The sequence below is a fragment of the Streptomyces sp. NPDC002076 genome (genome assembly GCF_053593835.1).
Genome location: NZ_JBSFDI010000004.1, coordinates 176,287 through 197,453, shown reverse-complemented (window position 1 = coordinate 197,453; position 21,167 = coordinate 176,287). Strand labels below are relative to the sequence as shown.

The following is a 21,167-nucleotide window of genomic DNA, read 5'->3' as shown; positions in this document are numbered from 1 at the left end:
CGCATGAGTACGACGAATCCACCGCCCCTGTCCGGTCTGCGGGTGCTGGACCTGGCGACCCTGTTCGCGGGCCCCATGGCCGCCACACTGCTCGGCGACTTCGGCGCCGAGGTGATCAAGGTCGAGCATCCGGAGCGGCCCGACCCCTCCCGCGGGCACGGCCCGGCCAAGCACGGCGTCGGCCTGTGGTGGAAGGTGCTCGGCCGCAACAAGCGGACCATCACCCTGGACCTGTCCACGCCCGGCGGCCGTGCCACCCTGCTCCGGCTCGCCGCCACCGCCGACGTCGTGATCGAGAACTTCCGCCCGGGCACCCTGGAGAAGTGGGATCTGGGCTGGGCGGAACTGGCCGCCGCCAACCCCCGGCTGGTCCTCGCCCGGGTGACCGCCTTCGGCCAGTTCGGGCCGTACGCACACCGTCCCGGCTTCGGCACCCTCGCCGAGGCGATGAGCGGCTTCGCCGCGATCACCGGCGAGCCGGACGCGCCGCCCACGCTCCCGCCCTTCGGGCTCGCGGACTCGGTCGCGGGCCTGGCGACCGCCTACGCCGTGCTCACCGCGCTGTCCGCACGGGAGCGCACCGGCGCCGGGCAGGTCGTCGACATGGCGATCATCGAGCCGATCCTGTCGGTCCTCGGCCCCCATCTCACCTGGTACGACCAGCTCGGCCATGTCCAGGAACGCACCGGCAACCGGTCCGCGAACAACGCCCCGCGCAACACCTACCGCACCGCCGACGGCCACTGGGTCGCCGTCTCCACCTCCGCGCAGTCGGTCGCGGAGCGGGTGCTGCGCCTGGTGGGCCGCCCGGAGCTGACCGAGGAACCGTGGTTCGCCACCGGCGCGGACCGTGCCGCGCACGCCGACGTCCTGGACCAGGCGGTCGGCTCCTGGATCGCCGCCCGCAGCCGCGCCGAGGTCCTCGCGGCCTTCGAGAAGGCTCAGGCGGCGGTGGCCCCCGTCCAGGACGTCCGGGACGTCCTGGCCGACCCCCAGTACCAGGCGCTGCGCACGGTCACCACCGTCGACGACCCCGAGCTGGGCCCGCTGCGCATGCAGAACGTCCTCTTCCGGCTCTCCGCGACCCCCGGCGCGATCCGCTGGGCCGGCCGCCCGCACGGCGCGGACACCGAGGCCGTGCTCACCGAGCTGGGCCTCACCCCCGCCGAGCTGCGCGCCCTGCGCGAGGAGGGCGCCCTGTGACCCCGCACCCGCTCACCTGGCTCTACGTCCCCGGCGACCGCCCGCCCGTGGTGGCCAAGGCGCTGGCCGCGGGCGCCGACGTGGTGGTGATCGACCTGGAGGACGCGGTCGCCCGGGACCGCAAGGAGTACGCCCGCGCGGCCACGGCCGAGCTCCTCATCGACCCCCAGCCGGTCCCGGTCCACGTCCGCGTCAACGCCTCGCACAGCCCCTGGGCCGCGGCCGACCTGGCGGCCCTCGCCGCGCTCCCCGGCCTGGCGGGCCTGCGGCTCCCGAAGGTGACCGGTCCGGCCGAGATCAGGCAGGTCGCCGCCGCCACCCCTGTGCCGCTGTACGCCCTGCTGGAGTCGGCCCTTGGCATCGAGCACGCGCACGCCATCGCCACCGCCCACCCCGCCCTGCGGGGCATCGCCCTCGGCGAGGCGGATCTGCGGGCCGACCTCGGGGTACGGGCCGACGCGGGCCTGGACTGGCCGCGCTCCCGGGTGATCGTCGCCGCCCGCGCGGCCGGCCTCGCCCCACCCCCGCAGTCGGTCCACCCCGACATCCGCGATCTGGACGGCCTCGCCGCCTCCTGCGCCCATGGCCGCTCCCTCGGCTTCCTGGGCCGCGCGGCCATCCATCCCCGGCAGCTCCCGGTGATCGAACGGGCCTACCTGCCCACCCCGGCGGAGATCGAACACGCGGAGACGGTCCTGAAGGCAGCCGCGACGAAAGAGGGCGCCCAGGCCCTCCCGGACGGCAGATTCATCGACGCGGCGGTAGTGGCGATGGCCCACCGCACCCTGTCCCTGGCGGCGAGAGCCTGACCCGCTTCCCCCCGCCCACATGCGCCGAGGGCGCCCGGAACGAACTCCGGGCGCCCTCGGCGTCGTAAAACCAGCGGTCAGCTCTTCTTGGTCGCCGACTCGGCCTCGTCCTTCGCCTCCACGGCTTCCGCGGCTTCCGCGGCTTCCGCGGCTTCCGGCTCAGTCTTGTCCTCGGCCTTGTTCTCAGCCTTGTCCACGGCCTTGTCCTCGGTCTCGTCGGCAGCTTCCGTACCGTCGGCCGGACCCTCGGCGAGACCCGGTTCGACCACCGCTTCCCTGCCCGGCCGCTTCTTGGACGACACCACGATGTACGTCACCGCCAGCAGGAACACGATCAGCGCGGTCCAGTCGTTCAGGCGGAGGCCCAGGATGTGGTGCGCGTCGTCCACGCGCATGTACTCGATCCAGCCGCGGCCCACGCAGTAGGCCGCGACGTAGAGGGCGAAGGCGCGGCCATGGCCGAGCGTGAAGCGGCGGTCGGCCCAGATGACCAGGAGAGCCACGCCGATGCACCACAGGGACTCGTACAGGAAGGTCGGGTGGTAGTAACCCGGCACCCGGCCGCCCTCGGAGGAGGTGATGTGCAGGGCCCAGGGAACATGCGTCTCACGGCCGTACAGCTCCTGGTTGAACCAGTTGCCCCAGCGGCCGATGGCCTGCGCGAACGCGATGCCGGGGGCGACGGCGTCGGCGTACGCCGGCATCGGGATGCCCCGGCGCCGCGCGCCGATCCACGCGCCGAGCGCACCGAGCGCGATCGCGCCCCAGATGCCCAGGCCGCCCTGCCACACCTTGAAGGCGTCCACCCAGTCACGGCCCGGGCTGAAGTACAGCTCGTAGTCCGTGATCACGTGGTACAGCCGGCCGCCGACCAGACCGAACGGCACAGCCCAGACCGCGATGTCGGCGACGGTGCCGGCCCGCCCGCCGCGGGCGATCCAGCGCTTGTTGCCGAGCCAGACGGCGACGAAGACGCCGATGATGATGCAGAAGGCGTAGCCGCGCAGCGGGATGGGGCCGAGATACAGCACCCCGCGCGACGGGCTGGGAATGTAGGCAAGTTCCATGGCAAGTCCGACGCTACCGTGCCGGGCCGTGGTGACGGCAAGCAGCCCGGCTACGGGTCCATAACGGGGGCGTGAGAAAACGGGCGGCGGAAGCAAGATCCTTACCGGCGGTTGGCGGCCTCCACCATCTGCTTGAGCTTGGCCGGGGTCATGCCCTGCTGCTGGTAGATGCTCTTGCCGTCGAGCAGGACCGTGGGCGTGGAGTTGAGACCGCTGGTCTGGAAGGCCTTGTGGGACTTGTTGACCCAGCTGTCGTGGGTGCCGTCCTTGACGCACTTCTGGAAGGCGGGGGTGTCCAGGCCGCCGACCTTGCCTGCCAGGTCGATCAGCTTGTCGTTGTCCGCGAACGCGTCGTCGGTCTCCTTGGGCTGGTTCGCGTACAGCACGTCGTGGTAGTCGCGGAACTTTCCGGCGTCCTGGGCGCAGGCCGCGGCATTGGCGCCGCGCAGGGAGCCGGTGCCGCCGAGGTTGCCGTCGATCAGCCGGACCAGGTGGTACTCGATTCTGAGCTTGCCGGAGTCGGCCAGCTCGTGGAGCGTCGGGCGGTAGGCGGTCTCGAAGGCCTGGCAGGCCGGGCAGCGGACGTCCTCCCAGACGGTGAGCGTCGACTTGGCGCCGTCCTTGCCGACCGGGACGGCGAGGCTGTCCTTGCCCTGCGCGCCCGAGGGCGCCACGACCGGGCCCGCCTTCTCGCTGCCCTTGTTCTTGCCGGCGTTCGCGGCGAGCACGCCGATCACCGCCGCGAGGCCCAGGACGCAGACGATGCTCGCGCCCACGATCAGCGTGCGCCTCCGCTTCTCCGCGGCCTTCTGCTTCTCACGCTCGACCGCCAGCCGCTCCCGGGCGGTGCGCTTTCCGTCACGGTTCTTCTCGCTCACACCCCCAGAACGAACCGGGGAGGCGCAGCGCGCCTCCCCGGTCCCAGGTCCACCCGTTCGGGTGACCGAATGTTCTGACGGGGGTGTTCTGATAGGGAAAGTGACCTGCGGTTACGCCTGTCCGCGCACGCCCTTCGCCAGCTCCCCGGCCAGCTCGCGGACCCCCTCCAGGCCGGCCGCGTGGTCGGGGGCGTCCAGCATCCGCTTCACGAAGGCCGAGCCGACGATGACGCCGTCGGCGAAGCCGGCGACCTCGGCGGCCTGAGCGCCGTTGGAGACACCGAGTCCGACGCAGACGGGCAGCTTGGTGCCGGTGGCGCGGGTGCGCTCGACCAGGTTCTGGGCCTGCGCGCCGACGGATTCGCGGGTGCCGGTGACGCCCATCAGCGAGGCCGCGTAGACGAAGCCGCTGCCCGCTGCGGTGATCTGGGCGAGCCGCTCGTCCTTGCTGCTCGGCGCCACGACGAACACGGTCGCGAGGCCGTGCTTCTCGGCGTGCTCCCGCCACAGCGCCGACTCCTGGACGGGCAGGTCGGGCAGGATGCAGCCCGCGCCGCCCACCTCGGCCAGCTCGGCGGTGAACCGCTCGATGCCGTAGCGGTCGATGGGGTTCCAGTAGGTCATGACGAGCACCGGCTTCCCGGTCGCCCCGTACACCTCACGGACCGTGCGCATGACGCCGGCGATCTTGACGCCGCCGCGCAGGGCGATGTCGTCGGCGGTCTGGATGACCGGGCCGTCGAGGACGGGGTCGCTGTGCGGCAGGCCCACCTCCACCACGTCCGCCCCGCCGTCGAAGACGGCCTTGATCGCCTCGATGCCGCCGTCCACGGTCGGGAACCCGGCCGGGAGGTAGGCGATGAGCGCGGACCGGCCCTCGGCCTTCGCGGTGGCCAGGGTGTCCGACAGCAGCTGGATCTTCCCGCTCACTTGGCGTCCCCCTCGATCTCGGCGGTGTCGGCTTCGTCGGCGGCCACCTCGGCGTCGGTGTCGTACAGGCCGAAGTAGCGGGCGGCGGTGTCCATGTCCTTGTCGCCGCGGCCGGACAGGTTGACGACGATCAGGCCGTCCTTGCCCAGCTCCCTGCCGACCTCCAGGGCGCCGGCGAGGGCGTGGGCGCTCTCGATGGCCGGGATGATGCCCTCGGTGCGGGACAGCAGACGCAGCGCCTGCATGGCCGCGTCGTCGGTGATCGCGCGGTACTCGCCGCGGCCGGAGTCCTTGAGGTAGGAGTGCTCCGGGCCGATGCCCGGGTAGTCCAGACCGGCCGAGATGGAGTACGGCTCGGTGATCTGGCCCTCGTCGTCCTGCAGGACGTACGAGCGGGAACCGTGCAGGATGCCCGGCTCGCCCGCGGTCAGGGTGGCCGCGTGCTCACCGGTCTCGATGCCATGGCCGGCCGGTTCGCAGCCGATGAGGCGGACGCCCTCGTCGGGGATGAAGGCGTGGAAGAGGCCGATGGCGTTGGAGCCGCCGCCGACGCACGCGATCGCGGCGTCGGGCAGGCGCCCGGCGCGCTCCAGGAGCTGGCGGCGGGCCTCCACGCCGATCACGCGGTGGAAGTCGCGGACCATGGCCGGGAAGGGGTGCGGGCCGGCGACCGTACCGAACAGGTAGTGGGTGTGGTCGACGTTCGCCACCCAGTCGCGGAACGCCTCGTTGATGGCGTCCTTGAGCGTGCGGCTGCCGGACTTCACGGCGACGACCTCGGCGCCGAGCATGCGCATGCGGGCCACGTTCAGGGCCTGGCGCTTGGTGTCGACCTCGCCCATGTAGATGGTGCAGTCGAGGCCGAACAGGGCGCAGGCGGTCGCGGTCGCGACGCCGTGCTGGCCGGCCCCGGTCTCCGCGATCACGCGCGTCTTGCCCATCCGCTTGGTGAGCAGCGCCTGACCGAGAACGTTATTGATCTTGTGGGAGCCGGTGTGGTTGAGGTCCTCGCGCTTGAGGAACACGCGAGCGCCACCCGCTTCCGCGGCAAAACGCGGGACCTCGGTGAGGGAGCTGGGGCGGCCGGTGTAGTTGACCATCAGGTCGTCGAGTTCCCGGGCGAACTCGGGGTCGTGCTTGGCCTTGTCGTACTCGACGGCGACCTCGTCCACGGCGGCGACGAGGGCCTCCGGGATGAACTTGCCGCCGAACGCGCCGAAGTAGCCCTCAGCGCTGGGCACCTGGCCGGTGGGGTCAGGGAAGAAGAAATCGCTGGGCATGCCGAAACCTCACGGTGAGTGCGTGTGAAAAGACACTATTCGCCGTGGGGGCGGGGATTTGTCCTTTGACTGCGGGCCGTCAGTGGCTTGTCGCGCCCGCGCGGCGGTAGCCGCAAATCAAACAGAGCCCCGCGCCCCTTAGGTTGGCTGCTGCCATCGCATGCCGTTGACCTGCCCGGGCTCATCGCCGATGACGTAACGCACGCGACGACCGTGGACGCGCCTCGCCGGGGCGCGGCAGCCCCTTGGGCGGCAGCCGCGCGCCAGGCGGGCGTACCGGTCGACGGTCGTCACGGTGAGAGTCATCGGGGTCAGCCTACCGGGTGATCAGCTCCGGCCGTGGCGCAGCGCGGGGTGTTCGCCCGCGGCGACCAGGTCGGCGACGGCGGTCTTGGGGTCGCGCCCGGTGACCAGGGATTCGCCGACCAGGACCGCGTCGGCGCCGGCGTTGGCGTAGGCGATCAGGTCGTGCGGGCCACGGACACCGGATTCGGCGACCTTGACGATGTGGTCGGGGATCTCCGGCGCGACCCGCTCGAACGTGCCGCGGTCCACCTCAAGGGTCTTGAGGTTGCGCGCGTTGACGCCGATGACCTTGGCGCCCGCGTCCACGGCCCGCTCGACCTCGTCCTCGTCGTGCACCTCGACGAGCGGGGTGAGCCCGATCGACACCGCGCGCTCGATCAGCGACTCCAGGGCCGGCTGGTCCAGGGCGGCCACGATCAGCAGGGCGAGGTCGGCGCCGTACGCCCGGGCCTCCCACAGCTGGTACGACGTGACGATGAAGTCCTTGCGGAGCACCGGGATGTCCACACGCGCGCGGACGGCCTCCAGGTCGGCCAGCGAGCCGCCGAAACGGCGCTGTTCGGTGAGGACGGAGATGACGGCCGCGCCGCCCGCCTCGTAGTCCGCGGCGAGCCCGGCCGGGTCGGCGATCGCCGCCAACGCGCCCTTGGAGGGGCTGGAGCGCTTGACCTCGCAGATCACCTTGACGCCGTCGCCCTTGAGCGCGGCCACCCCGTCCTTGGCGGCGGGAGCCTTGGCCGCGCGCTCCTTGAGCTCGTCGAGGCTGACGCGTGCCTGCCGCTCCGCGAGGTCGGCACGGACTCCGTCGATGATCTCGTCGAGCACACTCACGCGAGCGGCCCCCTTTCAGACGGTGGTTCCTTCAGGTTTTTGAAAACCCGTGGTCACTGCGATGGTATCCGCAGGAGCGCGGAGCCCTCGCATCCGGTGGACGCCGGTCCCACTACCTGGACCTCCACTATGTGATCAAGGGTGCAGCCAGCCACCCGAGGGCAGGTTCCGGACAGCCGTGAACACCAGCAGCAGCGCACCGAGCGCCCACAGGTGTGCCGGCCGCGGATCGAGCCGCACCGGCCGGCCGCGCACGGCGTGCACCACCCATACGGTCCACAGCACCGCGAAGCCCAGGTAGGCGGCCACGCCCAGCGCGTTGTCCCGCAGCGCGGTGAGCAGGTCGCCGTGGACGAAGGCGTGAGCGCTGCGCAGTCCGCCGCAGCCGGGGCAGTACAGGCCGGTGATCCGGTACAGCGGGCAGACCGGGTAGTGGCCGGGCTCGTTCGGGTCGACGGCGCCCACGTAGGCGAAGGCCCCGGCGACGGCCGCGAGGAGCCCCGCCGGGACGGCGAGGCGCCGCCACACCGGGCCGGCGGGCGCGGTACGGGCGACGAGCGGGAACGGACGGCTCTCGGCGTTCACACGATCATTGTCCCCCGCGGTCCGGCAGCACGCGCGTCCGGCCACCGGAATCCCCCTGGACACCGCGAGGGGCGGCCCGCACCCTCTGCGGGTGCCGGGCCGCCCCTCGGGGAAGCGATGTCCGGGCTTCAGCTCTCCGCGCCGGCCGGCTCACGGGTCGCGAGGGGGGCGCCGCTCATCTGGAGCGGGACCTGCTTCTGGCCCATGCCCATGGCGCGCATGATGCCGCCGACGACCGCGCCGCCGAGGATCAGCACCATGCCGGCCCAGAAACCGACCGGCTGGGCCATCACCATGAAGGCGCCCGCGACGCAGAAACCGATGAAGGAAATGATGACACCGGTCCAGGCGGCCGGGGTGTGACCGTGGCCGTGGCTGCTGCCCGCCATGTCTGTGCTCCTCGTTGCTGTGTACGTGTCCCAGAAGAGCGGCGTACGTGTCGTACGGCTCCGAGCCCGACCGTCACTGTCCGAGCCGGACGCTCGTCGTCCATTGTCCCGTACGCACGCCCGTGCCGGACGCGGGGGTGGCGTCTGGTTCGCCACACCCGGGCCGGGGGTTCAGGTCCCGGTGGGGTCCTCGCCCCGGTCCAGGGCCTTCCATATCTCCTCGGGCCGTTCCGGGTCGACCGGGCGGGCCTTGCGGCGCGGGCGGTCGGTGCCGCGCTCGTAGCGGCCGGACATGGCGGGCCACAGGTTGCCGTAGCGCAGCGCCAGCAGGCCGGCCAGCAGGATCAGCAGTCCGCCGGCGGCCGCGACGTAGGGCCAGCCGGTGTGGCTGAGCGCGGCGACAGTGGCGGAGGTGTCGCCGCTCGCCTGTGCGGCCTTCTCGTCCAGCGCGGAGCTGTCGGAGGCGGACACGAGCGCGGCGGCCATGATGCCGGCGCCGGACAGCGCGAGCAGCCCGGCGACGACCAGCCGGCCGGCCCTGCGGACGGCGAAGACGGCGACGAGCGCGGCGAGACCCACTATGGCGAGGGCCGCGGGGACGCCCGTGACGTCGCTGCCCTTGGCGGTCAGCGGGAACGCGCCGCCGGCCACCGTCGCGGTGCCCTCGGCCCAGCGCTGCCGGGTGGCGAGCAGCGCCACGGCCGCGCCGAGCGCACCGCACAGGAGGGCCACGGCGAGGCTCCGCCGGCCGGACCGGACAGGCTCGGCGGCTTCGGTACGAGGGTGAGGAACAGCAGTCACGTACTCCACTATCGCCTGAACCCCGTGCGAACCGTCACCCGGGTCCGTCAAGCCATGGATGGGTCGAGTTTCGGCCATGATCTGCTCACGAACTGCACATGAACGTCTCAGGAACTGCAAAGGAACGTTCACAGTTCAACATCCATCTTGTTGACGTGGCCCCGCCATCCGTACGTTCTGCGCCACCACGGCACGACACCACGCGCCGTGGTGGCACTCGCGCACCCCCCACAGCCCTTCCCGGTTCACCCACCTCGCGGAGGACGTACGTTGCGCAGAACCGCTTCCCTCACCGCCGTGGCCACACTCGCCACGGCCGCCCTCGCCCTGGCCGCCCCGGTCGGCCAGGCCGCCCAGGCCACCGCCTCCTCGTCCCACGGCGTCACCGTCGCGCATGCCTGCGGCGCCCCGACGCAGAAGGGCGAGATGGCCTGCAACGCCCTCAAGGTCACCTCGGGCACCCCGAAGTCGGCGCACGCCGAGAGCGATCTGACCGCGGCCGCCGCGCCCTCCGGCTACGGCCCGGCCTCGCTGCAGGCGGCGTACAACCTGCCCTCCGCGAGCGGCGGTTCGGGCCAGACGGTGGCGATCGTCGACGCCTACGACGACCCGAGCGCCGAGTCCGACCTCGCCGTCTACCGCTCCCAGTACGGCCTGTCCGCCTGCACCACGGCCAACGGCTGCTTCCAGAAGGTGAACCAGACCGGCGGCACCAAGTACCCGCGCGGCAACTCCGGCTGGGCCGAGGAGATCTCGCTCGACCTCGACATGGTCAGCGCGGCCTGCCCGAACTGCAAGATCCTGCTGGTGGAGGCCAGTTCGTCGAGCATGACCAACCTGGGCACGGCCGTGAACACCGCCGTCAACCTGGGTGCCAAGTTCGTCTCCAACAGCTACGGCGGCTCCGAGTCCTCCAGCGACGCGACGTACGACTCCACCTACTTCAACCACCCGGGCGTCGCCATCACCGTCTCCTCCGGTGACAACGGCTACGGCGTCGAGTACCCGGCGGCGTCCAAGTACGTGACGGCGGTGGGCGGTACGTCCCTGAAGACGGCCTCCAACAGCCGTGGGTGGACCGACACGGTGTGGAGCGGGGCCGGCTCCGGCTGCTCCGCGTACGACGCCAAGCCCAGCTGGCAGAAGGACTCCGGCTGTGCGAACCGCACGGTCGCGGACGTCTCGGCGGTCGCCGACCCCAACACCGGTGTCGCGGTGTACGACACCTACGGGCAGGGCAGCGGCTGGATGGTCTTCGGCGGCACCAGCGCCTCCTCCCCGCTGATCGCGGCGACCTACGCGCTGGCCGGCACCCCGTCCGCCGGCTCCTACCCGGCGTCCTTCCCGTACGCGCACACCTCGGCGCTGAACGACGTCACCAGCGGCTCCAACGGCAGCTGCGGCGGCTCGTACCTGTGCACCAGCACCACCGGGTACGACGGGCCGACGGGGCTCGGCACCCCGAACGGCACCGCCGCGTTCACCGGCTGAACTCCCCTATGAATTGAGCCTGTTGGCCGTGTGCACCGCGCGGAGGACCGCCGCCGCCTTGTTGCGGCACTCCTGGTCCTCCGCCACCGGGTCGGAGTCGGCGACGATGCCGGCTCCGGCCTGCACATATGCCGTGCCGTCCCGCAGCAGGGCGGTGCGGATGGCGATCGCGGTGTCGGAGTCGCCCGCGAAGTCCAGATAGCCGACGCAGCCGCCGTACAGGCCGCGCCGGGACGGCTCCAGTTCGTCGATGATCTGCATCGCGCGGGGCTTGGGGGCGCCGGAGAGGGTGCCCGCCGGGAAGCACGCGGTGAGCACGTCGAAGGCCGTGCGGCCCTCGGCCACCCTGCCGGTGACGGTCGAGACGATGTGCATCACGTGCGAGTAGCGCTCGATGGACATGAAGTCGACCACCTCCACCGAGCCGGGCTCGCAGACCCGGCCGAGGTCGTTGCGCCCGAGGTCGACCAGCATCAGGTGCTCGGCGCGCTCCTTGGGATCGGCCATCAGCTCCTCGGCGAGGGCCTGGTCCTGCTGCGGGGTGGTCCCGCGGGGCCGGGTGCCGGCGATGGGATGGACCATCGCGCGCCCGTCCTCGACCTTCACCAGCGCCTCGGGGGACGAGCCGACGACGTCGAAGCCCTCGAAGCGGAACAGGTACATGTACGGGGACGGGTTCGTGGCCCGCAGCACCCGGTAGACGTCGAGGGCACTGGCGCTGCACGGGGTCTCGAAGCGCTGCGAGGGCACGACCTGGAAGGCCTCGCCCGCGCGGATGCGCTCCTTGACGTCCTCGACGGCCACCTGGAAGTCGGGGCCGCCCCACAGCGCGGTGTACTCGGGCAGCTCCGAGGGCGGCAGCACGGCCGGGGGCTGGGCGACCGCGCGCGTGAGGTCGGCCTCCATGGCGTCGAGCCGGGCCACGGCGTCGGCGTAGGCCTCGTCCACACCGGTGTCGAGGTCGTTGTGGTTGATCGCGTTGGCGATCAGCAGGACCGAGCCCTCCCAGTGGTCCATGACGGCGAGGTCGCTGGTCAGGAGCATGGTCAGCTCGGGCAGCTTCAGGTCGTCGCGCTCGCCGGGGCCGATCTTCTCCAGGCGGCGGACGATGTCGTAGCCCAGATAGCCGACCATGCCTCCGGTGAAGGGCGGCAGGCCTTCCTGCTGCGGGGTGTGCAGGGCCTGGATCGTGGCGCGCAGCGCCTTCAGGGGGTCGCCGTCCACGGGCACGCCGACCGGCGGCGTGCCGAGCCAGTGCGCCTGTCCCTCGCGCTCCGTCAGCGTCCCGGCGGACCGGACGCCGACGAAGGAGTACCGGGACCAGGAGCGGCCGTTTTCCGCGGACTCCAGCAGGAAGGTGCCGGGGCGCTCGGCGGCCAGTTTGCGGTACAGCGCGACCGGGGTGTCGCCGTCGGCGAGGAGCTTGCGCGTCACGGGGATCACGCGGCGGTCGGTGGCGAGCTTGCGGAAGGTCTCGAGGTCCATGGCGGCCGACCTTACTGATCAGATGCCGGAGCGGCGGAATCGGCGTCCTTGAGGAGCACGTCCTCGTCGAAGCAGGTGCGCGCGCCGGTGTGGCAGGCCGCGCCCACCTGGTCGACCTTGACCAGGACGGTGTCGGCGTCGCAGTCCAGCGCGACCGACTTCACCCACTGGACGTGGCCCGAGGTGTCGCCCTTGACCCAGTACTCCCGGCGGCTGCGGGACCAGTAGGTGCAGCGGCCGGTGGTCAGGGTGCGATGCAGCGCCTCGTCGTCCATCCAGCCGAGCATGAGCACCTCACCGGTGTCGTACTGCTGGGCGATGGCGGGCAGAAGACCGTCCGCGCTGCGCTTGAGGCGGGCGGCGATCTCCGGGTCGAGGCTGCTGGGCCGGGGCATCCCGGTCGTACTGGTCATGGATGCCATTGTGCCGCGCGGGTACGACAGTGCCGGTGCCGTGTCCATTGGATGGTCACGGCGGCGCGAAGCGCCTCGTTGAGGGGTGGTGGTCGGGTGACGGTGGATGGTCACGGCGGCGCGAAGCGCCTCGTTGAGGGGTGGCGGTCGGGTGACGGTGGATGGTCACGGCGGCGCGAAGCGCCTCGTTGAGGGGTGGTGGTCGGGTGACGGGCGGGCGGACCGAGCACCTGGTCGTAGGCTGACCCCATGTCGACCTTCGCCAAGCGTGAACGGCTCCTGCTCGCGGACCTCTTGGAAACCGTCGGTCCGGACGCCGACACCCTCTGCGAGGGCTGGCGGACCCGGGACCTGGCCGCGCATGTCGTCGTGCGCGAGCGCCGCCCGGACGCGGCCGGGGGCACGCTGATCAAGCAGCTCGCGCCGCGCCTGGAGAAGGTGATGGCCGAGTACGCCGCGAAGCCGTACGAGGAGCTGATCCAGCTGATCCGTACCGGCCCGCCGCGCTTCTCCCCCTTCCAGCTCAAGCAGGTCGACGAGGCGGCCAACATCGTCGAGTTCTACGTGCACACCGAGGACGTCCGCCGGGCCCAGCCGGACTGGAGCCCGCGCGAGCTGGACCCCGTCTTCCAGGACGCCCTGTGGTCCCGGCTGGAGCGCACCGCGCGGCTGGTGGCCCGGGGTGTGCCGACGGGCCTGGTGCTGCGCCGCCCGGACGGGCAGACCGCCGTGGCGCACCGGGGCGCGCCGGTGGTCACGGTGACCGGCGAGCCGTCGGAGCTGCTGATGTTCGTGTTCGGGCGGCAGAACGCGGCCGAGGTGGAGGTCGAGGGCGAGACGGATGCGATCACCAAGCTGAACGAGTCCAGGCAGCTGGGCATCTGAGCGGTTTCAAGGAGTTCAGCCTGGTAGTTCCGCGCGGCGCAGGGACGGTACGGCGAGGGCGACGACCCCGCCCAGGGCGCAGACGCAGGCGCTGACGGCGTAGACCGGCCCGAGCCCGAAGGCGCCGATCGCGGCGGCCGCGAGCGGCATGGACAGCGGGGTGAGGCCGAGGCTGATCAGGCTGGAGACCGCGGTGACCCGGCCCAGATGGGCGGGGCCGGACTGGGTCTGCAGCAGGGCCCCGCACAGGGCGCCGCTGAGCCCGGTGAGCAGGCCGACGAGCAGCGCCGTGCCGACGGCCGCGGCCAGGGTGGGTACGAACGCGAGGGCGCCGACGGCCACGGCCCCCACGGCACACGCCCACCCGGCGACCAGCCCGGCGCGCGGCAGCCGCCCCCGGACCGTCAGCAGCAGCGAGGCCGCTCCCGCGCCGGTCCCGAATCCGGCCAGCACCCAGCCCATGCCGGAGGCACCCCAGCCGCGCCGCTCGGCGAGCGGGGTCAGCCCGACGTTCAGCGGGCCGACGAAACCGAGGTCGCCGAGGGCGATGGCCAGCATCAGCGGGGCGAGGACGCGGTGGCCGCGGATGTACCGCAGGCCGGCCTTCAGGTCGCTCCACGCGGTCCCGGGCACCCTGGGCGCGTCGTCCCCGGGCAGGTCCCGTACCCGTACGGAGACCAGCAGCGGCACGGACACGGCGATGAGCAGCCCGGCGAGGGCGAACGCGGTCGCGGCCCCGCCGACGGCCACACCGAGCCCGCCGAGCGGTGCCCCGACCACGCCGGCGAACCGGATCGCGAGGCCGCGCATCCCCTGGACCCGCGCGAGCTGGCCCTTCCCGGTGAGGCGGGCGGGCAGGGCGCCCACGGCGGGCATGAACACGGCGTCGACCGTGCCGAAGACCAGCGCCAGCACGGCGAGCGGCCACAGTCCCGGGCTGGTGAGGAACAGCAGGGCGGCCACGGCGAGGACGGCCGCGATGGGGGCACCTCCCGCTCGAGCGAAGCCGAGAGTGGGGGAGCGCGGCGTCGCTGCCGATGACGACCCGGCGCGGCCCGAACCGGTCGGCGATCACTCCGCCGCCCAGCATCAGTACGGCCCTGGGCAGCGCGCTGGCGGACATCACGAGGCCGGCCTGTGCGGGCGTTCCCGCCTGTACGGCGGCCCAGGACAGGGCCAGGTAGTACACGCTGTCGCCGAGCATCGAGGCGGTGTAGGCGGCGAGCCAGCGCAGGACATTGGGGTCGCGGTGGGCATGCGGCGCGGTCGCCGACGGGGTGAGCGTGGCGGTCACGGGCGGGGGGTCCTCTCAGCGGCGGAACGGGAAGCCGTACAGGTAGAGCGCGACGTGCTCGCGTCCCTCGGTCTCGCCCGCGGCCTCGGCGGCCCGGCCCCGCTCGTCGAACTTGCGCAGGACCGCATCCAGCTCGTCCTTCAGCGCGGTGAGCTCCGCCGGGGTCAGCCGCATCCAGGACTCGGTGTCCACCGACGCGGTGTTCCACTCGGGCCCCCAGGTGGGGCGTTCGTCCAGGTAGCGGCGGTACTGGTCGGCCCGCTGGTCGTGGAAGAGACGCGTGGCCGCGAGGTGTGCGGCGGCTTTTCCCGGCTCGCCCCGGAAGTCCTCGTCCCGGATGCGCACTCCGTCCGACGCCGGCTGCCACCAGCGCTCCCGCCCGTCCGCCGTCTGCGGCTCGGCCTCCTCGATCAGCCCGTGGTCGGCGAGCTTGCGCAGGTGGTAGCTGACCAGGGACACCGCCTCGTCCACGTGGTCGGCCAACTGGGAGGCGGTGGCCACCCGCTCCATGCACAGCAGCCGGTACAGATGGGCGCGCAACGGGTGCGCGAGGGCCTTGAGCGTGCCCACGTCCGTGATCCGGCGCTCCTGTTCACGAGCCATACCCCGACCCCAGATACGAAAGAAAAGTTGCACAACAGATTTTGCGCAACCTCTCTTTCGTATCTGCCGAAGCCCGGCGCAGCGTCAGCGCACGGGGTGCCCCGCCGCCCGCAGCGTCTCCTTCACCTCGCCGATCCGCAGGTCGCCGAAGTGGAACACCGACGCGGCCAGCACGGCGTCCGCGCCCGCCTCGATCGCCGGCGGGAAGTCGGCCAGCCTGCCCGCGCCGCCGGAGGCGATCACCGGGACGGTCACGTGCTTGCGAACCGCCGCGATCATCTCCAGGTCGTAGCCGTCCTTGGTGCCGTCCGCGTCCATGGAGTTCAGCAGGATCTCCCCGGCGCCCAGCTCGGCCGCCCGGTGCGCCCATTCGACGGCGTCGATGCCGGTGCCGCGGCGGCCGCCGTGCGTCGTCACCTCGAAGGAACCCGACTCGCTGCGGCGCGCGTCCACCGACAGCACCAGCACCTGCCGGCCGAAGCGCTCCGCGATCTCCCGGATCAGGTCGGGGCGCGCGATCGCCGCCGTGTTCACGCCCACCTTGTCGGCGCCCGCCCGCAGCAGCTTGTCCACGTCCTCGGCCGTACGGACGCCGCCGCCGACCGTCAGCGGGATGAACACCTGCTCCGCGGTGCGCCGCACCACGTCGTACGTCGTCTCCCGGTCGCCCGAGGACGCGGTGATGTCCAGGAACGTCAGCTCGTCGGCGCCCTCGGCGTCGTACACCTTGGCCATCTCGACGGGGTCGCCCGCGTCGCGCAGGTTCTGGAAGTTGACGCCCTTGACGACCCGGCCGTTGTCCACGTCCAGGCAGGGGATGACTCGGACCGCCAGGGTCATGACTGCTCAGGCTCCTCTGAATGCTTCAAGTTCCACTTCCACCAGGATGCGCGGATCGACGAACCCCTCGACGACCAGCAGCGTCGACACCGGGCGCACGGAGTCGAACAGCTCCTTGTGCGCCCGGCCGACGGCGTCCACGTCCCGCACATGGGTCAGGTACATCCGTGTACGGATCACGGACCCGATGCCGAGCCCGAACTCGCCGATCGCCTCGATGGCGCTGGTGAACGCCACCTTGGCCTGTTCGTACGGGTCGCCCTCGCCGTACAGGACATCGCCCCGGAAGGACGTCGTGCCGGCGACCAGCACGCGGTCCCCCGCCGCGACGGCACGTGCGAAACCGAAACTCTCTTCCCAGGGACTTCCGCTCTGCACGCGCCGCACGGCTTCGGACGTCATGACGACACAGCCTCCAAGGCCTCTTCCAGGGTGAACGCCTTCGCATACAGGGCCTTCCCGACGATGGAGCCCTCGACACCGAGGGGTACCAGCCCGGCGATGGCGCGCAGGTCGTCCAGGGACGACACGCCGCCGGAGGCCACGACCGGGCGGTCCGTCGCCGCGCACACGTTCTTCAGCAGTTCCAGGTTGGGGCCCTGGAGGGTGCCGTCCTTGGCGATGTCGGTGACGACGTAGCGGGCGCAGCCCTCCTTGTTGAGGCGCTCCAGCGTCTCGTAGAGGTCGCCGCCGTCGCGGGTCCAGCCGCGGCCGCGCAGGGTCGTACCGCGCACGTCCAGGCCGACCGCGATCTTGTCGCCGTGCTCGGCGATGACCTTGGCGACCCACTCGGGGGTCTCCAGGGCGGCCGTGCCGAGGTTCACCCGGGTGCAGCCGGTGGCCAGGGCGGCGGCCAGCGAGGCGTCGTCGCGGATGCCGCCGGACAGCTCCACCTTGATGTCCATCGCCCTCGCAACCTCGGCGATCAGCTCACGGTTGTCGCCGGTGCCGAAGGCCGCGTCCAGGTCGACCAGGTGCAGCCACTCGGCGCCGGAGCGCTGCCAGGCGAGGGCGGCCTCCAGCGGGGAGCCGTAGGAGGTCTCGGTCCCGGACTCGCCGTGCACGAGGCGGACGGCCTGGCCGTCGCGGACGTCGACGGCGGGGAGGAGTTCGAGCTTGGCCATGGTCTACAGGGTTCCGATCCAGTTGGTGAGGAGCTGGGCGCCGGCGTCGCCGGACTTCTCGGGGTGGAACTGGGTGGCCCACAGGGCGCCGTTCTCCACGGCGGCCACGAACGGCTTGCCGTGCGTCGACCAGGTCACCTTCGGGGCCGCGATCAGCGGGTTGTGCGACTCCAGAGCCCAGTCGTGGACGGCGTAGGAGTGCACGAAGTAGAAGCGGGCGTCGGCGTCGAGGCCGGCGAACAGCTCGGAGTCGGCGGGGGCGTCGACGGTGTTCCAGCCCATGTGGGGCACGATCTCGGCCTGCAGCGGTGCGACCGTGCCGGGCCACTCGTCCAGGCCCTCGGCCTCCACGCCGTGCTCGATGCCGCGCGCGAACAGGATCTGCATGCCGACGCAGATGCCCATCACGGGCCGTCCGCCGGACAGCCGCCGGTCCACCACCCAGTCACCGCGCGCGGCGCGCAGGCCCTGCATACAGGCGGCGAAGGCGCCCACGCCCGGCACGAGCAGTCCGTCGGCGTTCATCGCCTTGTCGAAGTCGCGCGTGATCTCGACATCGGCGCCCACGCGCGCGAGGGCACGCTCGGCGGACCGGACGTTGCCGAAGCCGTAGTCGAAGACCACGACCTTCTTGGAGTCGGTCAATTCCACACCCCCAGCCGCATGACGCCCGCGACCAGGCACAGGCCCGCGCCGATGGAGAGCAGCACGATCAGGCTCGCGGGCATCTTCTGCTTGACGAAGGAGACGATGCCGCCGACCAGGAACAGACCGACGACGATCAGCAGGGACGAGAGGCTGTTCATGGGTTTACAGCGCGCCCTTCGTGGAGGGGAGGATGCCGGCCGCGCGCGGGTCGCGCTCGGAGGCGTAACGCAGCGCCCGGGCCAGCGCCTTGAACTGGCACTCCACGATGTGGTGCGCGTTGCGCCCGTACGGCACGTGCACGTGCAGCGCGATCTGCGCCTGGGCGACGAAGGACTCCAGGATGTGCCGGGTCATCGTGGTGTCGTACTCGCCGATCATCGGCGCCATGTTCTCGGGCTCGGTGTGCACGAGGTACGGGCGGCCGGACAGGTCGACGGTCACCTGGGCGAGGGACTCGTCCAGCGGCACCGTGCAGTTGCCGAAGCGGTAGATCCCCACCTTGTCGCCGAGCGCCTGCTTGAAGGCGGCGCCGAGCGCGAGGGCGGTGTCCTCGATGGTGTGGTGGGAGTCGATGTGCAGGTCGCCGTCGGTCTTCACGGTCAGGTCGAACAGCCCGTGCCGGCCGAGCTGGTCGAGCATGTGGTCGTAGAAGCCGACGCCGGTGGCGATGTCGGTCCTGCCGGTGCCGTCGAGGTCTATCTCGACGAGGACCGAGGTCTCCTTGGTGGTGCGCTCCACGCGTCCAACGCGGCTCATGCCTCAAGCTCCTTCTTCAACTCACGGACCGCGTCGAGGAACGCGTCGTTCTCCTCCGGGGTGCCGGCGGACACCCGCAGCCATCCCGGTACGCCGTTGTCCCGGACCAGGACGCCCCGGTCGAGGATCTTCTGCCAGGCCTCGTGGGCGCTCGTGAACCGGCCGAACTGCACGAAGTTCGCGTCGGACTCGGTGACCTCGTAGCCGATCGCGCGCAGCTCGGCGACCAGCCGGTCCCGCTCCGCCTTCAGCTGCTCGACGTATCCGAGCAGGGTGTCGGTGTGCTCCAGGGCGGCCAGCGCGGTCGCCTGGGTGATCGCCGACAGGTGGTACGGCAGCCGGACGAGCTGGACGGCGTCCACGACCGCCGGGTCGGCGGCGAGATAGCCGAGGCGCAGGCCCGCCGCGCCGAACGCCTTCGACATCGTGCGGGAGACGACGAGGTGCGGGCGGCCCGCCAGCAGGGGCAGCAGCGAGTCGCCGTGGCTGAACTCGATGTACGCCTCGTCCACGATCACCATCGACGGCTTGGCCGCCTGCGCCGCCTCGAACAGCGCGAGGACCGTCTCGGGCGGGACCGCGTTGCCCGTGGGGTTGTTGGGGGTGGTGATGAAGACGACGTCCGGCTTGTGCTCGGCGATCGCCTCGACGGCCGCCGCGACGTCGATCGTGAAGTCCTCGTTGCGCGGACCCGAGATCCAGCCGGTTCCGGTGCCGCGCGCGATGAGCGCGTGCATCGAGTACGACGGCTCGAAGCCGATCGCCGTACGGCCCGGCCCGCCGAAGGTCTGCAGCAGCTGCTGGATGACCTCGTTGGAGCCGTTGGCGGCCCACACGTTCTCGATGCCGAGCGGGTACTTGCCCGTCTTGGTCAGGTACTTGGCCAGCTCGGTGCGCAGCTGGACCGCGTCCCGGTCCGGGTAGCGGTTCAGGCCGCGGGCGGCCTCCCGCACCCGCTCCGCGATCCGATCGACCAGCGGCTCGGGCAGCGGGTAGGGGTTCTCGTTGGTGTTCAGCCGTACGGGGACGTCCAACTGGGGCGCGCCGTAGGGGGACTTGCCGCGCAGCTCGTCCCGTACGGGAAGATCGTCGATCCTCACGTCGCTCACTTGCTCTCGGGTACCTTCCAGCCGAACCTCGCCTTGATCGCCGCGCCGTGCGCCGGCAGGTCCTCCGCCTCCGCCAGCGTCACCACGTGATGGGCGACCTCGGCGAGCGCGTCCTTCGTGTAGTCCACGATGTGAATGCCACGCAGGAAGGACTGGACGGACAGGCCCGAGGAGTGGCAGGCGCAGCCGCCGGTGGGCAGGACGTGGTTGGACCCGGCCGCGTAGTCGCCGAGCGAGACGGGGGCCCAGGGGCCGATGAAGATCGCGCCCGCGTTCTTGACCCGGTCGGCGACCTCAAAAGCCCGAGCGGTCTGGATCTCCAGGTGCTCGGCGCCGTACGCGTCGACGACCCTGAGGCCCTCCTCGATGCCGTCGACCAGCACGATCGCGGACTGCCGGCCCTTGAGGGCGGGCACGATCCGGTCCTCGACGTGCCTGGTGGCCGCGACCTGCGGCTCGAGCTCCTTCTCCACCGCCTCGGCCAGCTCGACGGAGTCGGTGACCAGGACGGCCGCCGCGAGCGGGTCGTGCTCGGCCTGGCTGATCAGGTCGGAGGCCACGTGCACCGGGTCGGCGGTGTCGTCGGCGAGGATGGCGATCTCGGTCGGGCCGGCCTCGGCGTCGATGCCGATCCTGCCGGTGAAGAAGCGCTTGGCGGCGGCGACCCAGATGTTGCCGGGCCCGGTGACCATGTTGGCGGGCGGGCAGGACTCGGTGCCGTAGGCGAACATCGCGACGGCGGTGGCGCCGCCGGCCGCGTACACCTCGTCCACGCCGAGCAGCGCGCAGGCGGCGAGGATCGTCGGGTGCGGGAGGCCGCCGAACTCGGCCTGGGGCGGGGAAGCGAGCGCGATGGACTCGACCCCGGCCTCCTGGGCCGGTACTGCGTTCATGATCACGGAGGACGGGTAGACGGACCGGCCGCCCGGCGCGTACAGCCCGACGCGCTCGACCGGCACCCACTTCTCGGTCACGGAGCCGCCCGGCACCACCTGGGTGGTGTGGGTGCTGCGGCGCTGCTCGCGGTGGACCAGGCGGGCGCGGCGGATGGACTCCTCCAGCGCGGCGCGCACGGCCGGGTCGAGGGCGTCCAGCGCTTCGGTGAGCGCCTCTGCCGGGACACGGACGGATTCCAGCCGTACTCCGTCGAACTTCTCGGCGAAGTCGATCAGCGCCGCGTCGCCACGATGATGCACGGCCTCGCAGATCGGACGCACCTTCTCCAGGGCGGCCTGAACATCGAAGTCGGCTCGGGGCAGCAGGTCGCGCAGGGCGGGGCCCTCGGGAAGGGCGTCGCCGCGCAGATCGATTCGGGAAATCACAGCCCCAATTCTCTCAGACCGCCGTCGCGGGCCGTGGACGCGTATCAATGGCTGATACAGAACGTGGCGGAACTTGGAAGATCGCCTTCACGTCTAGTGTTCCGGGCGTCACTCAGCG

At 71.7% G+C, this 21,167-nt stretch carries 24 protein-coding genes and 1 pseudogene; 4 read left to right on the top strand and 21 right to left on the bottom strand.

What is annotated here, in order from left to right:
• The first annotated feature begins 3 nt into the window (after positions 1–3).
• Positions 4–1,203: a CaiB/BaiF CoA transferase family protein gene (locus ACWCQS_RS10590; protein WP_451004074.1), complete on the top strand. Its 1,200-nt coding sequence runs from the start codon at positions 4–6 to the stop codon at positions 1,201–1,203.
• Positions 1,200–2,012: an HpcH/HpaI aldolase/citrate lyase family protein gene (locus ACWCQS_RS10585; RefSeq protein ID WP_451004073.1), complete on the top strand. Its 813-nt coding sequence runs from the start codon at positions 1,200–1,202 to the stop codon at positions 2,010–2,012. The genes ACWCQS_RS10590 and ACWCQS_RS10585 overlap by 4 nt, the downstream gene beginning before the upstream one ends.
• 77 nt (positions 2,013–2,089) lie before the next feature.
• Here ACWCQS_RS10585 and lgt read toward each other — a convergent pair whose 3' ends face one another.
• The 9 genes from lgt to ACWCQS_RS10540 all read right to left on the bottom strand — a co-directional run bounded on the left by lgt (position 2,090) and on the right by ACWCQS_RS10540 (position 9,088).
• Positions 2,090–3,079 carry a prolipoprotein diacylglyceryl transferase gene (gene lgt, locus ACWCQS_RS10580; RefSeq protein ID WP_451004072.1) on the bottom strand — a complete coding sequence of 330 codons (990 nt, stop codon included), beginning with the start codon at positions 3,077–3,079 and terminating at the stop codon, positions 2,090–2,092.
• A 101-nt stretch (positions 3,080–3,180) separates the two neighbouring features.
• The gene (locus ACWCQS_RS10575) at positions 3,181–3,957 is read right to left on the bottom strand and encodes a DsbA family protein (RefSeq protein WP_451004071.1); all 777 of its coding nucleotides are present in this window, start codon (positions 3,955–3,957) and stop codon (positions 3,181–3,183) included.
• A gap of 111 nt (positions 3,958–4,068) precedes the next feature.
• Positions 4,069–4,887, bottom strand: coding sequence for a tryptophan synthase subunit alpha (gene trpA / locus ACWCQS_RS10570; protein ID WP_451004070.1), 819 nt, complete (start codon positions 4,885–4,887; stop codon positions 4,069–4,071).
• Positions 4,884–6,167 carry a tryptophan synthase subunit beta gene (gene trpB / locus ACWCQS_RS10565; RefSeq protein WP_451004069.1) on the bottom strand — a complete coding sequence of 428 codons (1,284 nt, stop codon included), beginning with the start codon at positions 6,165–6,167 and terminating at the stop codon, positions 4,884–4,886. Before trpB ends, trpA begins: the two co-directional genes overlap by 4 nt.
• 138 nt (positions 6,168–6,305) lie before the next feature.
• Entirely contained in the window at positions 6,306–6,473 is a 168-nt protein-coding gene (gene trpM, locus ACWCQS_RS10560) for a tryptophan biosynthesis modulator TrpM (RefSeq protein ID WP_351800536.1), read from the bottom strand.
• 21 nt (positions 6,474–6,494) lie between these two features.
• Positions 6,495–7,304 carry an indole-3-glycerol phosphate synthase TrpC gene (gene trpC, locus ACWCQS_RS10555; RefSeq protein WP_055708900.1) on the bottom strand — a complete coding sequence of 270 codons (810 nt, stop codon included), beginning with the start codon at positions 7,302–7,304 and terminating at the stop codon, positions 6,495–6,497.
• A 135-nt stretch (positions 7,305–7,439) separates the two neighbouring features.
• Entirely contained in the window at positions 7,440–7,889 is a 450-nt protein-coding gene (locus tag ACWCQS_RS10550; RefSeq protein WP_451004068.1) for a DUF2752 domain-containing protein, read from the bottom strand.
• 128 nt (positions 7,890–8,017) lie between these two features.
• Positions 8,018–8,278, bottom strand: coding sequence for an HGxxPAAW family protein (locus ACWCQS_RS10545; protein WP_388621359.1), 261 nt, complete (start codon positions 8,276–8,278; stop codon positions 8,018–8,020).
• Between the two features lie 171 nt (positions 8,279–8,449).
• Positions 8,450–9,088, bottom strand: a complete 639-nt coding sequence (locus ACWCQS_RS10540; RefSeq protein WP_451004067.1) for a TIGR02234 family membrane protein — start codon at positions 9,086–9,088, stop codon at positions 8,450–8,452.
• Between the two features lie 261 nt (positions 9,089–9,349).
• Here ACWCQS_RS10540 and ACWCQS_RS10535 point away from each other — a divergent pair, with 261 nt between their 5' ends.
• A complete protein-coding gene (locus tag ACWCQS_RS10535; RefSeq protein ID WP_451004066.1) occupies positions 9,350–10,570 on the top strand; it encodes a S53 family peptidase in 1,221 nt (406 codons plus the stop codon).
• Between the two features lie 6 nt (positions 10,571–10,576).
• Here the strand turns inward: ACWCQS_RS10535 and ACWCQS_RS10530 are convergent, their stop codons facing one another.
• Entirely contained in the window at positions 10,577–12,055 is a 1,479-nt protein-coding gene (locus ACWCQS_RS10530) for an anthranilate synthase component I (protein WP_451004065.1), read from the bottom strand.
• 11 nt (positions 12,056–12,066) lie between these two features.
• Entirely contained in the window at positions 12,067–12,468 is a 402-nt protein-coding gene (gene hisI / locus ACWCQS_RS10525) for a phosphoribosyl-AMP cyclohydrolase (RefSeq protein WP_451004064.1), read from the bottom strand.
• Between the two features lie 249 nt (positions 12,469–12,717).
• On the opposite strand from hisI, the gene ACWCQS_RS10520 reads away from it, so the two are divergent.
• Positions 12,718–13,353 (top strand): TIGR03085 family metal-binding protein, encoded by a 636-nt coding sequence (locus ACWCQS_RS10520; RefSeq protein ID WP_451004063.1) that lies wholly within the window; start codon positions 12,718–12,720, stop codon positions 13,351–13,353.
• Between the two features lie 15 nt (positions 13,354–13,368).
• Here ACWCQS_RS10520 and ACWCQS_RS10515 read toward each other — a convergent pair.
• The 10 genes and pseudogenes from ACWCQS_RS10515 to hisD all read right to left on the bottom strand — a co-directional run bounded on the left by ACWCQS_RS10515 (position 13,369) and on the right by hisD (position 21,049).
• A pseudogene (locus ACWCQS_RS10515) lies at positions 13,369–14,647 on the bottom strand (MFS transporter).
• Positions 14,648–14,662: 15 nt separating this feature from the next.
• Positions 14,663–15,250, bottom strand: coding sequence for an ArsR/SmtB family transcription factor (locus ACWCQS_RS10510; protein ID WP_451004062.1), 588 nt, complete (start codon positions 15,248–15,250; stop codon positions 14,663–14,665).
• 84 nt (positions 15,251–15,334) lie between these two features.
• Complete coding sequence (hisF, locus tag ACWCQS_RS10505; protein ID WP_388621373.1) at positions 15,335–16,090, bottom strand: imidazole glycerol phosphate synthase subunit HisF; 756 nt, start codon at positions 16,088–16,090, stop codon at positions 15,335–15,337.
• 6 nt (positions 16,091–16,096) lie between these two features.
• Entirely contained in the window at positions 16,097–16,492 is a 396-nt protein-coding gene (locus ACWCQS_RS10500; RefSeq protein ID WP_450980651.1) for a RidA family protein, read from the bottom strand.
• Complete coding sequence (gene priA, locus ACWCQS_RS10495; RefSeq protein WP_451004061.1) at positions 16,489–17,214, bottom strand: bifunctional 1-(5-phosphoribosyl)-5-((5-phosphoribosylamino)methylideneamino)imidazole-4-carboxamide isomerase/phosphoribosylanthranilate isomerase PriA; 726 nt, start codon at positions 17,212–17,214, stop codon at positions 16,489–16,491. The genes ACWCQS_RS10500 and priA overlap by 4 nt, the downstream gene beginning before the upstream one ends.
• A 3-nt stretch (positions 17,215–17,217) precedes the next feature.
• Entirely contained in the window at positions 17,218–17,865 is a 648-nt protein-coding gene (gene hisH / locus ACWCQS_RS10490; RefSeq protein WP_388621379.1) for an imidazole glycerol phosphate synthase subunit HisH, read from the bottom strand.
• Complete coding sequence (locus tag ACWCQS_RS10485) at positions 17,856–18,020, bottom strand: hypothetical protein (RefSeq protein WP_362112798.1); 165 nt, start codon at positions 18,018–18,020, stop codon at positions 17,856–17,858. The genes hisH and ACWCQS_RS10485 overlap by 10 nt, the downstream gene beginning before the upstream one ends.
• A gap of 4 nt (positions 18,021–18,024) precedes the next feature.
• A complete protein-coding gene (gene hisB, locus ACWCQS_RS10480; protein WP_030783530.1) occupies positions 18,025–18,618 on the bottom strand; it encodes an imidazoleglycerol-phosphate dehydratase HisB in 594 nt (197 codons plus the stop codon).
• Entirely contained in the window at positions 18,615–19,727 is a 1,113-nt protein-coding gene (locus ACWCQS_RS10475) for a histidinol-phosphate transaminase (protein WP_451004060.1), read from the bottom strand. The genes hisB and ACWCQS_RS10475 overlap by 4 nt, the downstream gene beginning before the upstream one ends.
• Complete coding sequence (hisD, locus tag ACWCQS_RS10470) at positions 19,724–21,049, bottom strand: histidinol dehydrogenase (RefSeq protein WP_451004059.1); 1,326 nt, start codon at positions 21,047–21,049, stop codon at positions 19,724–19,726. Before hisD ends, ACWCQS_RS10475 begins: the two co-directional genes overlap by 4 nt.
• Between the last annotated feature and the right edge of the window lie 118 nt (positions 21,050–21,167).

What these genes read in the sequence shown, in the direction of transcription:
- ACWCQS_RS10590 (WP_451004074.1), top strand. Translation starts at nt 4, where the DNA reads ATGAGTACGACGAATCCACCGCCCCTGTCCGGTCTGCGGGTGCTGGAC.
- lgt (WP_451004072.1), bottom strand. Translation starts at nt 3,079, where the DNA reads ATGGAACTTGCCTACATTCCCAGCCCGTCGCGCGGGGTGCTGTATCTC.
- trpB (WP_451004069.1), bottom strand. Translation starts at nt 6,167, where the DNA reads ATGCCCAGCGATTTCTTCTTCCCTGACCCCACCGGCCAGGTGCCCAGC.
- trpM (WP_351800536.1), bottom strand. Translation starts at nt 6,473, where the DNA reads ATGACTCTCACCGTGACGACCGTCGACCGGTACGCCCGCCTGGCGCGC.
- ACWCQS_RS10545 (WP_388621359.1), bottom strand. Translation starts at nt 8,278, where the DNA reads ATGGCGGGCAGCAGCCACGGCCACGGTCACACCCCGGCCGCCTGGACC.
- ACWCQS_RS10530 (WP_451004065.1), bottom strand. Translation starts at nt 12,055, where the DNA reads ATGGACCTCGAGACCTTCCGCAAGCTCGCCACCGACCGCCGCGTGATC.
- hisI (WP_451004064.1), bottom strand. Translation starts at nt 12,468, where the DNA reads ATGACCAGTACGACCGGGATGCCCCGGCCCAGCAGCCTCGACCCGGAG.
- ACWCQS_RS10520 (WP_451004063.1), top strand. Translation starts at nt 12,718, where the DNA reads ATGTCGACCTTCGCCAAGCGTGAACGGCTCCTGCTCGCGGACCTCTTG.
- ACWCQS_RS10510 (WP_451004062.1), bottom strand. Translation starts at nt 15,250, where the DNA reads ATGGCTCGTGAACAGGAGCGCCGGATCACGGACGTGGGCACGCTCAAG.
- hisF (WP_388621373.1), bottom strand. Translation starts at nt 16,090, where the DNA reads ATGACCCTGGCGGTCCGAGTCATCCCCTGCCTGGACGTGGACAACGGC.
- ACWCQS_RS10500 (WP_450980651.1), bottom strand. Translation starts at nt 16,492, where the DNA reads ATGACGTCCGAAGCCGTGCGGCGCGTGCAGAGCGGAAGTCCCTGGGAA.
- priA (WP_451004061.1), bottom strand. Translation starts at nt 17,214, where the DNA reads ATGGCCAAGCTCGAACTCCTCCCCGCCGTCGACGTCCGCGACGGCCAG.
- ACWCQS_RS10485 (WP_362112798.1), bottom strand. Translation starts at nt 18,020, where the DNA reads ATGAACAGCCTCTCGTCCCTGCTGATCGTCGTCGGTCTGTTCCTGGTC.
- hisB (WP_030783530.1), bottom strand. Translation starts at nt 18,618, where the DNA reads ATGAGCCGCGTTGGACGCGTGGAGCGCACCACCAAGGAGACCTCGGTC.